The organism is Terrisporobacter petrolearius (assembly GCF_020748185.1).
Lineage (GTDB): Bacteria > Bacillota > Clostridia > Peptostreptococcales > Peptostreptococcaceae > Terrisporobacter > Terrisporobacter petrolearius.
Genome location: NZ_JAHZMO010000023.1, coordinates 37307 through 50587, shown reverse-complemented (window position 1 = coordinate 50587; position 13281 = coordinate 37307). Strand labels below are relative to the sequence as shown.

General features: G+C 26.8%; 16 protein-coding genes. 9 read left to right on the top strand and 7 right to left on the bottom strand.

Annotation, left to right across the window (positions count from 1 at the left end):
* Window positions 1–734 precede the first annotated feature (734 nt).
* On the bottom strand, window positions 735–1859 hold the full coding sequence (locus K0040_RS13070; RefSeq protein ID WP_228109216.1) for a tyrosine-type recombinase/integrase: 1125 nt from the start codon (window positions 1857–1859) through the stop codon (window positions 735–737).
* 558 nt (window positions 1860–2417) lie between these two features.
* On the opposite strand from K0040_RS13070, the gene K0040_RS13065 reads away from it, so the two are divergent.
* The 3 genes from K0040_RS13065 (at window position 2418) to K0040_RS13055 (ending at window position 4344) form a co-directional block, all read left to right on the top strand.
* On the top strand, window positions 2418–2750 hold the full coding sequence (locus tag K0040_RS13065; RefSeq protein WP_018590959.1) for a hypothetical protein: 333 nt from the start codon (window positions 2418–2420) through the stop codon (window positions 2748–2750).
* 67 nt (window positions 2751–2817) lie between these two features.
* Complete coding sequence (gene trmB / locus K0040_RS13060) at window positions 2818–3474, top strand: tRNA (guanosine(46)-N7)-methyltransferase TrmB (protein ID WP_228109215.1); 657 nt, start codon at window positions 2818–2820, stop codon at window positions 3472–3474.
* A gap of 132 nt (window positions 3475–3606) precedes the next feature.
* Window positions 3607–4344: a cadherin repeat domain-containing protein gene (locus tag K0040_RS13055; RefSeq protein WP_228109214.1), complete on the top strand. Its 738-nt coding sequence runs from the start codon at window positions 3607–3609 to the stop codon at window positions 4342–4344.
* A gap of 22 nt (window positions 4345–4366) precedes the next feature.
* Here the strand turns inward: K0040_RS13055 and K0040_RS13050 are convergent, their stop codons facing one another.
* Entirely contained in the window at window positions 4367–4633 is a 267-nt protein-coding gene (locus tag K0040_RS13050) for a hypothetical protein (RefSeq protein WP_018590962.1), read from the bottom strand.
* A gap of 213 nt (window positions 4634–4846) precedes the next feature.
* Here K0040_RS13050 and K0040_RS13045 point away from each other — a divergent pair, with 213 nt between their 5' ends.
* Window positions 4847–5443 carry a hypothetical protein gene (locus K0040_RS13045; protein WP_228109213.1) on the top strand — a complete coding sequence of 199 codons (597 nt, stop codon included), beginning with the start codon at window positions 4847–4849 and terminating at the stop codon, window positions 5441–5443.
* A 61-nt stretch (window positions 5444–5504) separates the two neighbouring features.
* On the opposite strand, the gene K0040_RS13040 is transcribed toward K0040_RS13045, so the two are convergent.
* Complete coding sequence (locus K0040_RS13040) at window positions 5505–5834, bottom strand: PH domain-containing protein (RefSeq protein ID WP_228109212.1); 330 nt, start codon at window positions 5832–5834, stop codon at window positions 5505–5507.
* Between the two features lie 272 nt (window positions 5835–6106).
* Between K0040_RS13040 and K0040_RS13035 the strand changes: the two genes are divergently transcribed.
* From K0040_RS13035 to lexA, 3 genes are all read left to right on the top strand, one after another.
* Complete coding sequence (locus tag K0040_RS13035; protein WP_039677848.1) at window positions 6107–6367, top strand: stage V sporulation protein S; 261 nt, start codon at window positions 6107–6109, stop codon at window positions 6365–6367.
* 374 nt (window positions 6368–6741) lie between these two features.
* Window positions 6742–7905: a tyrosine-type recombinase/integrase gene (locus tag K0040_RS13030; protein ID WP_228109211.1), complete on the top strand. Its 1164-nt coding sequence runs from the start codon at window positions 6742–6744 to the stop codon at window positions 7903–7905.
* Window positions 7906–8011: 106 nt separating this feature from the next.
* The gene (gene lexA / locus K0040_RS13025; RefSeq protein WP_228109217.1) at window positions 8012–8644 is read left to right on the top strand and encodes a transcriptional repressor LexA; all 633 of its coding nucleotides are present in this window, start codon (window positions 8012–8014) and stop codon (window positions 8642–8644) included.
* Window positions 8645–8691: 47 nt separating this feature from the next.
* On the opposite strand, the gene deoD is transcribed toward lexA, so the two are convergent.
* On the bottom strand, window positions 8692–9411 hold the full coding sequence (gene deoD, locus K0040_RS13020; protein WP_228109210.1) for a purine-nucleoside phosphorylase: 720 nt from the start codon (window positions 9409–9411) through the stop codon (window positions 8692–8694).
* A 150-nt stretch (window positions 9412–9561) separates the two neighbouring features.
* Complete coding sequence (locus K0040_RS13015) at window positions 9562–10194, bottom strand: hypothetical protein (RefSeq protein ID WP_228109209.1); 633 nt, start codon at window positions 10192–10194, stop codon at window positions 9562–9564.
* A gap of 150 nt (window positions 10195–10344) precedes the next feature.
* On the opposite strand from K0040_RS13015, the gene K0040_RS13010 reads away from it, so the two are divergent.
* Window positions 10345–11298 (top strand): glycosyltransferase family 2 protein, encoded by a 954-nt coding sequence (locus tag K0040_RS13010; protein WP_228109208.1) that lies wholly within the window; start codon window positions 10345–10347, stop codon window positions 11296–11298.
* A 58-nt stretch (window positions 11299–11356) separates the two neighbouring features.
* Here the strand turns inward: K0040_RS13010 and K0040_RS13005 are convergent, their stop codons facing one another.
* Both K0040_RS13005 and K0040_RS13000 read right to left on the bottom strand, forming a co-directional pair.
* A complete protein-coding gene (locus K0040_RS13005) occupies window positions 11357–12268 on the bottom strand; it encodes an alpha/beta hydrolase (RefSeq protein ID WP_228109207.1) in 912 nt (303 codons plus the stop codon).
* 142 nt (window positions 12269–12410) lie between these two features.
* A complete protein-coding gene (locus tag K0040_RS13000; protein WP_228109206.1) occupies window positions 12411–12698 on the bottom strand; it encodes a phage holin family protein in 288 nt (95 codons plus the stop codon).
* Window positions 12699–12895: 197 nt separating this feature from the next.
* Between K0040_RS13000 and K0040_RS12995 the strand changes: the two genes are divergently transcribed.
* A complete protein-coding gene (locus K0040_RS12995; protein ID WP_228109205.1) occupies window positions 12896–13189 on the top strand; it encodes a DUF1540 domain-containing protein in 294 nt (97 codons plus the stop codon).
* Window positions 13190–13281: the final 92 nt, after the last annotated feature.

Here is a 13281-nt window from a genome sequence, read left to right as displayed (position 1 = left end):
AATCTCTTCTTTAGAAAATAGTTTTTTGTTCATAATTACTCAACTCCTTAATGAATATTTTACACAAAAATAAACCCTATACAAGTAAACACTTTTTCTAGTATCCACTTTATAGGGTCCATTTTAAATATTATGGTAACTTTTATTCTGGCAAATTTAACATAATTTTTCTTTTTTCACGAAAACACCTCATAAAGCCACAGGATTGATTTTAAGACAATTTTATATTTTTCCATACAAATACATTGCACCTCCTTTGATACCGCCTTAAATTACCATTAAAAATGTTAGTTTTTTGTGTAATTAAAGTTAATTCCCAGATTGTTTACATAATATAATTATGTAAACAAATATCTTGTAATGCATTTTCTTATTATAAAAAAATAGACATCTATAAGGAATTGTTTCCATCGATATTTTACTTCAGGAAATTTACAATTTTATAGAAATATTTATTCATATATGTTTTTTTAATTTAATAAGTCTTACTATTATTTTTCGCGTCACAAAAGAAAAGTTACCATAATATTGTTATGGTAACTTTTTAAAAATCATATTCTATTCATTTTCTAATATTCGTTATACAAAGCCGCGTATGACATTTTAAGGAAACAACTGCCTATAATTAACCGTTGATATTACAAAAGCATTATATGTGCCTTAAAATCCATTATAAAAACTTTGTTTTCTTACTTTTTATTAAGTAAGGAAAATTCATTCAATATAAAACGAAACTAACTCATTTTTCTATCTTTATTAAATAAAGTGCTAGAAATTTTATCAGAAGCTTCTTGATCCATTTCTTTAAGAGCGTGAGAATATATATTAAGAGTAGTATTAATATTAGAATGACCAACTCTTTCAGAAATAACTTTTATAGGTACCCTTGCATCAATTAATAAAGTGACATGGGAGTGACGTAAATCATGAAATCTTATGTGTTTCAAATTATTCTCTTTCAAAAATATTCTAAATTTCTTGCTCAAAACATCCGGGGCTATAGGATTTAAATTTTTATCATAGAATATAAGCTCTCTATGTGACTTTTCGCCTCTTAATTTAGCTGCCAATCTATCTTTTTTCAGCTGTTTTAACATTAGAATTACCTCTTTTGGAGCTGAAATAGTTCTTATAGACGACTCAGTTTTAGGATCTTTAAGTATAACTTGGCCATTATTTCTAACTGTTATTTTATCTATTGTAATAGTAAAGTTATTAAAATCCACATTGTTCCATGTAAGACCTAGTATTTCTGATATTCTTAGTCCTAATCCTCCAGCCAGTACAATAGGCAATTCCATAGAAGTTCCTTGGGATTTTTCTAACAGTTTTTGCATATCTTGTGCATTATAAATCTCATTTTTATATTTTCTGTTCTTAGGTACCTCTACAAATTGCACTGGATTTTCTTTAATAAGCTTCAATCTATAAGCTCTTTTTAGTGCTAAATTAAGTACATTTAAGTGCACTTTTATAGTCTGCGGTGTTAGTAAATCAAGCAAATCGTCCACGTAATTTTGTACATGTATTGGTTTTATTTCGCATAATTTCATATCCCCAAGTAGAGGAATTATATATTTTTTGCATATTCTAGTATAAATATTATAAGTGGTGATGGATAAATTTATCTTATATTTTTCTAGAAAGTCCAATATGTAATCTTCTAAAATCATTTCATTTGGAACTAACAATTCATCTTTATATATATCTTCTTTTACTTCATTTAATCTCTTACTTGCATCTCTTTTTAGTGGATAAGAGCCCATATTTTTCTGCTTCTTTTTATTGGTTTTTTTATCAAAATACTCTAAATAAACTATATAGTTTTTGCTTCTTTTTCTTATAAAAGCTGTACTCATTATTAATCTCCCTATTTATAATTTCTAAATATTTATAAATATATATTACCATAAATTCCAGAAAAAAAGTAAATATTTTACTGGCATACTACTGACATGCACTTACATATACCTTGCTAAATCACTGCAATTTCAACAATATTATAATTTTAGCATAAAAGTATATATTTTATGTCTTTAATATTTCAAATAAATATAACTTATTACCAAAAACTAAAAATAACCCTTGATTTATAATACTACTTGCTACACAAATCATACACATATAGAGCGTTCTACAATTAAAAGCATATCTATCTTTATCACAATCAATGTATAATTTTACAAAATAATAATCTATAATTGCTGATATAAAAGACAAAATAAACTTAAAAATAAAAACAATATTAGATTATATTATCAAAGGATTTTGTCAAAAATATAAATCGAATACTATACGTAGTTACATAAAATTTACATATATATTTAAATATTTGAAAGCTTCTTATTTAAATAGTTTGGATTTTATTGTATACTTATATAAGATGATCAAACTAAAATCAGAAAGGTGGATTAAATATGAAAGTATTTGCACCAGAATCAGCTATAAATGCTTTAAAAGAAATAATAGCAGATAACCAAGATAAACCAAATAATGTAAGAGTATACTTTGCAGGTTTTGCTTGCTCAGGTCCAAACTTTGCTTTAGCTCTAGATAGCGAAATAGAAGGTGAAGATGTATCTTGCGACGTAGAAGGAATTCACTTTATAATGAACCAAGACGAATTCTTAACATACGGAAATGTAATCATTCAAGAAATGCCAAACAGAGGATTTGTTGTTATGGTTGAAAATATGCCTTCTAACGGTGGCGGAGGTTGCTCTGGTTGTTCAGGCGGTTGCGACTGTTAATTATTTATATAGAGTACTAGTAAATTATCTAGTACTCTATTATTTTGTACTAAAGGAGTAGAGACAAGTGAGAAGAAGAAAGAAAAAAGGTTCAGACCTAAAATTATTAAGCTACGAAAATTATGTTAAAAACGAAGACATAGAAAGTTTAAAAGGACAGTGGAGTAAAGTATTTGGTAATGACAACGAAATACACGCGGAATTTGGAACGGGTAGAGGTAAATTTATCACTACATTAGCAAAACTAAATCCCAATATAAATTATATTGCAATGGAGATTAAAGAAGAGGTATTATTAAAAGCCGTAGAAAAAGCTGCCAATGATAATTTAACAAATATAACTTTCATTTGGGGCGACGTTAATAGCATCGAAGATTACTTTAATAAAAACGAATTATCAAGAGTGTATATAAATTTCTGTGATCCATGGCCAAAGAAAAGATGGGCAAAGAGAAGATTAACACATACAAACTTTTTACAAAAATATTACCACATTTTAAAAGATGATGGAGAGGTACATTTTAAATCAGATAACGAGAAATTATTCGAATTTACCTTAAATGAATTTTGTAATAATCCCTGGAAAATGAAAAATATTTCATTAGACTTAGCAAATAACGAAGATATAGAAAACATAACAACAGAATATGAAGATAAATTTATATCTCAAGGATTAAAAATATATAGATGTGAAGCACAAAAAGTAGTAAATCCATTAAAATAAAGTTAAAACATAAAAACAAGTAGAAAAATACATTAATATATTGTACGAAAGTAGACATGAAGTACAAGGGAATAAAAACCTTCCATAGAAATTTAGTAATATACTATTATTCTATGGGAGGTTTTTTATTAAATGAAAATTTTAAAATTATGTTCATTGTTTATATTATTAACACTATCTATGGGTTTAGTTCCACTAAAAAACGAAAACATACCTCTTACTAAACAAGAATTAACTGATTTATTTCCAGATAGTGATTTTCGTGATGTAATATACGACTACTTCCCCAACGAAGAAATAACTTTATTAAAGTTAAAATCTTTAGATGGAGAATTTTATGCCAGTAACGAAGGTATAGAAGATTTAACTGGTATATCAACATTAGAAAATATAGATACTTTTATATTTTGGAACAACCACATTAAAACATTACCTAATGAAATTTTAAATCTAGAAAATGTAAAACACATAAATTTAGAAAATAACTATCTAACAGAAAATAAAGTAATTGATTTGTTGGAAAAGAAAAACGTAGACGTGGATCATGATTTAAATTTTATTCAATCTGAAAAGTCACAATATGAGTTATGTAGCAATAAAACTAAAATAACTCTAGAAAAAAACGAAAAAATAAATATAAGAAGCTTATTGTATAAATCAATAAACAACTACCCAAACTACTGGGAGCCTTCAAAAGATATACCAAAGGATTGTAAGCTATATATACAGACAAATAATCCTGCCCTAACATCCATATCAAATGATAGTAATATTTCATTTACCAAAGATGGCATATATTATGTAGTTGTAAGTTTAAACACTAATAAATACACATCTTCAACAGTTGTCATCAAAGCTATCGTAAAATAAAAAGGCTATACGCCTTTTTATTTTAGAATAGATCAGTTTTTCTTCTAGTTATTATTAATCCCCATACAACTACTAGACAGTAAGTTATATATAAAGTCGATTTAGCTTCTTCAACATCTATACTAAAGATTTCTTTAGTATCAGGCAAGACTACTAGAATAGAAGCAATAATAATCAAAACAGGATTAATTATTATTTGTCTTTCAGATCTAAATAATAATATATTACCTGCCCACATAACTGAAAACACAAGAAATAAAACTTTGAAAATAAATTCCATATTATTCATTCTTCTAATCTCCCCTCTACTTAGTAATATAGCACATTAACTAAGTAGTATTTAGTTTAATAAAAAACGCAAGCAATAAAGATTATATAACTTTTTACGTTAAATATAAAGATATTTTTAATTATTCTTTCATATACTTTTATAATTAATATATTAATATACAGATTTATATATTTATAATAATTTAATAATTTTTAAGAAGGGGATAGGTAGATGAAATTTTATCAATGGTATTCTCAAGCCTGTGGAAGCATTTTAGGAATAGCATCTTGTATCTATTGCTATTTAAGAGGGGATTTGTTAATCTATTCTAACTTAAGTGGCAATTTTGATATAATTAGCTTTAACGGCATATTAGCAAGTTACATATTATACCCATTATGTTTTTTAACTTTTATTATGGCAATAGTTATGGCATTACCAAACACAAACCATAAAAAAATATTGAACGTTGAAATAAAAAAAATTAATTCTTTTCTAATCTACTTAACTACACTCGTTGGCATACTAGGCTGCAATGTTTATTTTATAATTCCAGCCTTATTACTACTAATAAAAGAATTCATGTATTCGTTTAAATACTGCGTATCGAAAATTAACAATAAACAAACATCAACAATTAAAATTAACAACACTGAGCAAGATAATCAAGAATTAAATGATACAAGGGAGCAACTTCTAGCTACAAAGACAGAAATGGCAGTTAATCTTTTAAATAAAAATGCAAATATCAACTTTATAGCAGAGGTAACAGGTTTATCAGAAGACTTTATCTCAAATTTAAAAAGAGTAGACCTAACAAAAAAATAGTATAAAAATCACTTAAAATAATTTTCATACTATATTTGTTATACTTTTTAATTCATATAATCTATTGAGAAATATAATTAAGTATATCCTCATATATAGGTTTATCTAGCCCCATTATTTTTACAGGATCTCCATTATATTTCATATATAAGTATGTAGCATCTTCATTATCTTTAATATTACAAGATGTTATATACTTGTATTCATAGGATTGTAGTAAGTGCGGGTGATCACCTATCAATTTACAAAATATTAATCTTCTATCCGAAGCTAATAATAGGCCCTCTGTATCAAGTATATCAAATGCAGTAATACTTTTTAATCTACATTCAGTAAAAAATGTTAATTTCTCATTTTCTTTTAGAAAATAATTAAAACGACAAAGCTTCATTTAGTTCCTCCTCAAATATTAAATATATTTTTATAACCCCTTTATAATATATTATATTTTATATTTATATCTTGCATCAATAATTAAGTACATGATTAATAAAAACTATTTTATTATAAATAAAGGTATTATTATTATGAATATAGAAATAAATACTAAGTTAGATTATTTAGTACTTTGAATTATTACTTAAATCATTATACTTATGTAAAAATACTTATGTAAAATTGAAATTAAAAATTGTTTTAAAACAAATCAAGGAGGATATTGAAATGGAAGTATTAAAAGTTTCATCAAAGTCTAATCCTAATTCTGTAGCTGGAGCTCTAGCAGGAGTACTAAGGGAAAAGGGAAGTGCAGAAATACAAGCAATTGGTGCAGGGGCCCTAAATCAAGCAATAAAATCAATTGCTATTGCAAGAGGTTTTGTTGCACCAAGTGGCCTAGATTTAATCTGTGTTCCTGCATTTACTGATATAGAAATTGATGGTGAACAAAAAACTGCTATAAAGTTAATTATAGAGCCTAGATAGTATAGAATTGTTATTTAAAATAATCATGTAGATTAGCTGCATGATTATTTTTTTACATATTTGTAGAGATTATTTTTTTACATATTTGTAGAGAGACCAAAAAAGATAATATAAAATGTTATAATATTTATAAATTATACTAATATAATCATTATTAAGAATTAAGATCAAAAGAGTGATACAAACAATTAGTTTCTAAATGTATATTTAGGGAATAGTTACTTATAATATAGTACAATAGGTACCCTTTTTGCTATATTTCTTATAATTCATATTTCTTTAGTTTTTATCACTATTTCATTACTTTTTATTGTAACTACACTGTATTTATGGTATTTTCATTAATGAAAATTGTTTTTAAGGTGGTATTTTATATGAGTAAAAAAACGTTAAAAATTAATAATAAATCAGATAAGCCAGATAACATTGTTATAAAGGAACACGAACTTATAGAAAAAAGCATCTCTTTCGAAAATAAGCTCCCACCTTTTATGAAAGATTATTTTATATACTTAAAAGGTTCTGTAGCTGTTTCTACAAGATCTGCTTATTTAGAAGATATTTGCTTTTTCTGTGATTACATAATAAGTGAAACTGACATATCAAGCGCTCAATCAACAGAAGAAATTACACTAGAAGAGTTTAACAGCATTAAAGCTAGAGATGTTAACTTATTTTTAGGAGATTATTGCCCTAGATATTATAGAGATAGAAATAATACTACATTAATATATGAGAACAATAATCGTGCTTTAGCCAGAAAAAAATCATCCATCTCTACTCTATTTAAATTTTTATATAGAAATGAACAGTTGGATAACAATATTACAGATGGATTTAACCCTATAAAGCTTCCTAAGCCTCAACCAGACGCCATAAAAAGACTTGATATAGATGAGGTTGCGAGGATGTTAGACTCAGTAGAAAGCGGCCAAGGGCTAACAGATAAGGAATTAATTTATTGGGAGAAAACAAAACTAAGAGATAAGGCTATATTAGCTTTATTTGTTACATATGGTTTAAGATTAAATGAGCTTCGAGAATTAAATATATCTTCCTTTAACTTTTCTAGAGGTGAGTTTAAGATTTATAGAAAAAGAGGAAAAGAAGTTCTAATGCCAATAAACAAAACATGTGAATATGTGGTAAAAGACTATATTTATAATGAAAGACCAAACAACGAGTTACTAGACGAGGAAGTTAAGGATGCTCTATTTTTATCTTTACAAAAAAAACGTCTCACTCCAAAGTCAATTAGACAATTGGTGAAGAAATATACATCTATCTGCATGAATACTAGTAGAGAAAACGGATATAGTCCTCATAAGCTAAGAGCAACAGCTGCTACTTCTCTTATTCAGTCTGGATTTTCAATTTATGATGTTAAAACATTGTTAGACCACGATAACGTCACTACTACACAACTATATGCTGCACATAAAAAGAATATAAAACGAGATATTGTCAATAATTTTGAATGGATAGACGAGAATAGTGATGAATTAGAAGATATTGATGAAAATAGTGATAACTTATAAACAAATTCGAGAACAAACGTTTGTGTCATCAGCTTGTATATGATACAATATAAATATATAGTTATTTAAGATAATTATTACATATTAATAAGAAATGAGTGATTTTATGTATATGGATTTAACAAACAAACAGGCAATGATCTTTGAATTTATAAAAGAGCAACAATTATCTAAAGGTTATCCACCTTCAGTAAGAGAAATTTGTTCTGCAGTTGGCTTAAAATCTACATCAACTGTTCATTCACACCTTAATAAATTAGAAAAATTAGGTTATATAAGGCGAGACCCTACAAAACCAAGAGCAATTGAAATACTAAATGGTAATTCTTTAGGCGATGTTACAGGTATGAATCAAGAAATTATTCCTATTCCCGTTGTTGGTCAAATCACAGCTGGAGAGCCTATATTAGCTGAACAAAACATAGAAGAATACATTCCCCTACCTTCAAACTTAATACAAGGTAAAGATAACTTTATATTGAAAGTTAAGGGTGAAAGTATGATAGGCGCAGGTATATTAGACAAGGACTATGTAATAGTTGATAGAAATAATCATGCTTCTAACTCACAAATAGTAGTTGCTTTAATAAATGGCGAATATGCTACTGTAAAGAGATTTTTTAAAGAAGATAGATTAGTTAGGTTACAACCAGAAAATGAATTTATGGATTCAATTATTTTGGATGAAAGAAACATAGAAATTGTAGGTATCGTAAAAGGTGTTTTCAGGACATTATAAAAGTCTTCTACTAAAAGTAGAAGACTTTTTCTTTTATAATACGCTAATTATGCTAAGCTTAATGCTATTTCCATCATTTTAGTAAATGCTACTTGTCTTTCATGAGAAGTAGTAGCTTTGCCTTCAAGAGGACAGTCTGAAATAGTAAGTATAGCAAGTGCATTAACTCCTGCTCTAGCAGCATTCATATAAAGTCCTGCAGCTTCCATTTCTACACACATAACTCCCATTTTGGCCCATTTTCTTAAACTTTCTAAACCTTCATCTCCGTAGAATACATCACTTGATAAAATGTTTCCTACATGAACTTCTTTACCTTGTTCTTTTGCAACTTCTACAGCTTTAGAAAGTAATTCATAACTAGCTGTAGGTGTATATGTACCTGGTAGATTATATTGCGATGCAAAATTTGAATCTGTACAAGCTCCCATTCCTATAACTATGTCATAAAGGTCTAGCTTATCACTTATTGCTCCAGCTGAACCTATTCTTATTAAATTTTTTACTCCATAAAAATGGATTAATTCAAATGAGTATATACCTATTGATGGTATCCCCATTCCTGAACCTTGAACTGATATTCTTTTTCCTTTATAGTATCCTGTATAGCCATACATTCCTCTTACAGTATTGTACTCTGTCACATCTTCTAAGAAGTTTTCAGCTATAAATTTAGCTCTTAGCGGATCTCCTGGTAATAAAACTGTTTCAGCTATATCTCCAACTTTCGCCCCTATATGAGGAGTTGGAACTGGTGATTTAGTCATAGTGTTTCCTCCTATTATGTTACATACTTATCATAAGTATATAATATTCTTCTTTATTATATTATACACCCAATTTAAAGAAAACATATAACTAATTTGGGCAATCGTACAAACACTCTAATCTTTTAATATAAACAAACATAAGTTTATTTAGACATTACCATTTAAGATTAAGCTTTCAATCATCTCTGATAATTCTTCATCAGAAAAGGAATTAAAGGATTTATCATAAAACTCTTTAAAGTATGAGCTTCTCGCAAAGATTAAAAAAGATGATTTTTTTATATATCTGTTAACTAATTTTGCATCTTCAATTAATAAGCTCTCTAGCTTATCTTTATCTCCATACTTCTCTACTCCTGACATCACATCCAAGTAATTTCCATCATCAAAAGATATTAGTGCTTCTTTATGTAATTCATTTTTAGTTTTACTTATTTGTTTTAAATCATCTGTTTCCAATCTAAAATAACTCCATTCTAAAGCTTCTTCATAATAGTGAAAAGAAAGCTTTAGGGGACTTACTATATCAATAGTATTTTCTGTAATCAATTCTATGCATTTATCTTCAGTAGAAAAATCAACTCCATATATACCTAGTTTTTTACCTTCTGGGTAAAAAATATTTGCCACCTTGTTGCTACACAATGTAAATAATACATTTAAAATATCTATCTCATCTAACCATGTACACTCATTTGGAATAGCAGTTGGGAAAATCTTTATAATCTTCTCCTCCCAATCTTGAACATTCTTACAAGTTCTACTCTCTTCTTTTGCCATTAAAAAACCTCCTTATGTATAAAATTAATAAATTTAAACTATTATAATTATTATGAAAATATATGTTTTTTTATACATTTTAACTAATTATTCTTATTAATTATATGATATACTTCTAATTAGTGATTCTTGCGAAAGGTGGATTTAATTATGTTCAAGCAAGCTAAACCAACTATCAGTATTATACTACCTGTGCATAATACAAGTTCTTATCTAGAGGAATGTTTAAACTCTATACATAACCAAAGTTTTAAAAACTATGAGCTTATTTGTGTTGATGATGGTTCTTTGGATAATTCTTACGAAATATTAAAAAAATACGAAAAGATAATCACAAACTGTAAGGTAATTCACCAAAGTAATCAAGGAGTTGCCAGTGCTCGTAATGAGGGGTTAAGAAATGTAAATGGTGACTACATAGTATTTATTGATAGCGATGACTTTATTGAATACAATTACTTAGAAAGGCTTTATAATGAGAGTTGTAATACAAATGCAGATGTAGTAATTTGCAATTTTTATAGATATTATGATAATTCAAAATTAAAATTGCCAGTAGTTTGTAAAAAAAGTTCTGGGATATACTCTAATTACCATATTTTAAAATCTTTAATACCAGATAACCTTATTCACTCATACTTGTGGAATAAACTATGGAAAAAAGAACTATTTGATAATATAGAGTTTCCAAGCATAAAATATGAAGATATTTCAATAATGTGTGATTTATTTTATAAGGCAAAAAAAATATCTATAATTTCTGATAGACTCTACTATTATAGAATCAGAAAAACAAGTATTGTAAGAAACTATTCTATTAGCACTCAAAATGATTACGTTAAGGCATATGGCTTTATAAGATTATTTTTAAAAGAAAAAAATATATATGATAAGTTTAAATTTTCATTTGCTTTATTATCAATAAAAGTATTTTTTGTAATGTTTTTCATTAATATATTTTTGATTAGTGAATATAAAAGTTTAAAAATTACTTTTGAAAATTTTGACTCATTTTATAATTTTATTTCTTGCGCTAATTCATCAGATTACAATTACTCAATGGAGCAAATAATGAATTTAGAAGTTTTACAATCTTCAAATTAAACAACAAAAAGCACAGAATAGGTTTTTATTCTGTGCTTTCTTATGAATTAGTAATTTTTTATTTAATAAATTTAGATATAAAAGTAATTACTTTCTCCCAATACAAGTCACTATCAACTTTTTCACATTTTGCATGACCTGCACTATTGATTATTAACTTATCTTTATAAGCATTACACCCATTATATAATTCCTCTAACATATAAAATGGAACAAACTTATCTTTATCTCCATGTATAAATAGTATAGGTGTTTTTGATTTTTTTATTTGATCAATAGCTGAAGCTTCACTTATAAAATATTTTGCTTTTATTTTTGTTATTATACTACATATATTTAGTAAAGGAAATGATGGCAATTTAAACATGTTTTTTAACTTATATGCAAGTTGTTCTTTTGCACATGTGTATCCGCAGTCTTCAATAATAACCTTTACGTTTTTAGGCAACTCTTCCCCACTAACCATCATAACTGTTGCTGCACCCATAGAAATTCCATGTAATAAAATTTGAGCATTTTCGTCTTCATTTAAAATATATTCTATCCATTTTATAATATCCAACCTGTCATGCCAACCCATGCCTATATAATGACCTTCACTTTTTCCATGACCTCTTAAGTCTGGCACAATGAGATTATATCCTAAAGTGTAATACTTACAGGCTATGCTGCTCATAGACTCTGCATTTGCTGTATATCCATGAACTGTAATAGCCCATTTGTTACTTTTACTTTCCTTTATTTCATATGCATGAAGTCTTAAGTGATCAAATGAATTTATGTAGACATTTTTTTTATAATTAAAATCCTCAATCCAAAGATCTTCTTTTCTAAGTTCATTTTTATTATTACTATTAAATATTCCTTTTTTTGAACTATTTGGATTTAATGCATAATTATATAATTTATAAGCAATACAAATTAATATTACTAGCACAATTATTAATAAAACTAATATAAATATAAACATAACTATATACAAATTCCTTTCTCTTCTTAACTTTACATTAAAAATAATATAATAGCATTATATCAGATTAATATTAAAATATAAACGAATGCAAATTAATATCACACTCGTTTATATTAGCTAATTTGTTATTTTAACTATTCTATTTATCACTATTGTCTTCTTCAGCACTATTATTTCCTTGTATTAGATTTTTAAATGCTTGATGTAATCCTGTACTTGATAAACCGCTAACCATACCTGCTAGTGCAATATTAGCATCTATCCCCTTATTCATCAATACATTAACTACAAGACCTAATACAGCCATTATCAATGGTATATATTTGTTTGGTATAAAATCCAAACTAGATTTTATTACATATCCTACACAAAAACAAATTCCAATAATAACAGGAACTTCAAAACTTGCCAAAAAACTTAAATCCATTATATCCCCTCCTTACTTCTACCTAGACATATTCCAACAGGTTAAAATATATCATTTGTATAAATTATTCTAAAAAGTAAGAAAATGTGCTATGATCTCAGGAATTAAATATACAAAATATCTAAAATTTTACATATATAGAATGAAAATCAAACATTTGTAAATAATAATAAAAAGATAAATGGAGGGAAAATACAATGACATTAAATTGCTATGCTGACAATTGTATTTATAATAATTCAGGGATATGTTATGCTGGAAATATCGACGTTTTAGGATCTGGAGCAGCAACTTCAACAGGAACTAAGTGTGGAACTTTTAATCCAAACAAAAGCGACCTTATGAGCTGCACAAGTAATTCGCTCACAACATCTACAGATATAAAATGTAAAGCTAAAAAGTGTAAATATAACAGTATGGAAACTTGTACAGCTTCTAGTGTACAGATTAACTATAACAATACAAATTGTGATACTTTCATTTCTTATTAATATATAAGATAAACGTAACACTTACATATTAATAATTTTTCACTAAAAAACATCAGATAGAATATTTATCTGATGTTTTAAAAAATTATTTA

What these genes read in the sequence shown, in the direction of transcription:
- K0040_RS13030 (WP_228109211.1), top strand. Translation starts at nt 6,742, where the DNA reads ATGAGTAAAAAAACGTTAAAAATTAATAATAAATCAGATAAGCCAGAT.
- K0040_RS13070 (WP_228109216.1), bottom strand. Translation starts at nt 1,859, where the DNA reads ATGAGTACAGCTTTTATAAGAAAAAGAAGCAAAAACTATATAGTTTAT.
- K0040_RS13015 (WP_228109209.1), bottom strand. Translation starts at nt 10,194, where the DNA reads ATGGCAAAAGAAGAGAGTAGAACTTGTAAGAATGTTCAAGATTGGGAG.
- K0040_RS13055 (WP_228109214.1), top strand. Translation starts at nt 3,607, where the DNA reads ATGAAAATTTTAAAATTATGTTCATTGTTTATATTATTAACACTATCT.
- K0040_RS13010 (WP_228109208.1), top strand. Translation starts at nt 10,345, where the DNA reads ATGTTCAAGCAAGCTAAACCAACTATCAGTATTATACTACCTGTGCAT.
- K0040_RS13050 (WP_018590962.1), bottom strand. Translation starts at nt 4,633, where the DNA reads ATGAATAATATGGAATTTATTTTCAAAGTTTTATTTCTTGTGTTTTCA.
- K0040_RS13000 (WP_228109206.1), bottom strand. Translation starts at nt 12,698, where the DNA reads ATGGATTTAAGTTTTTTGGCAAGTTTTGAAGTTCCTGTTATTATTGGA.
- K0040_RS12995 (WP_228109205.1), top strand. Translation starts at nt 12,896, where the DNA reads ATGACATTAAATTGCTATGCTGACAATTGTATTTATAATAATTCAGGG.
- K0040_RS13065 (WP_018590959.1), top strand. Translation starts at nt 2,418, where the DNA reads ATGAAAGTATTTGCACCAGAATCAGCTATAAATGCTTTAAAAGAAATA.
- lexA (WP_228109217.1), top strand. Translation starts at nt 8,012, where the DNA reads ATGTATATGGATTTAACAAACAAACAGGCAATGATCTTTGAATTTATA.
- deoD (WP_228109210.1), bottom strand. Translation starts at nt 9,411, where the DNA reads ATGACTAAATCACCAGTTCCAACTCCTCATATAGGGGCGAAAGTTGGA.
- K0040_RS13045 (WP_228109213.1), top strand. Translation starts at nt 4,847, where the DNA reads ATGAAATTTTATCAATGGTATTCTCAAGCCTGTGGAAGCATTTTAGGA.
- K0040_RS13035 (WP_039677848.1), top strand. Translation starts at nt 6,107, where the DNA reads ATGGAAGTATTAAAAGTTTCATCAAAGTCTAATCCTAATTCTGTAGCT.
- K0040_RS13040 (WP_228109212.1), bottom strand. Translation starts at nt 5,834, where the DNA reads ATGAAGCTTTGTCGTTTTAATTATTTTCTAAAAGAAAATGAGAAATTA.
- K0040_RS13005 (WP_228109207.1), bottom strand. Translation starts at nt 12,268, where the DNA reads ATGTTTATATTTATATTAGTTTTATTAATAATTGTGCTAGTAATATTA.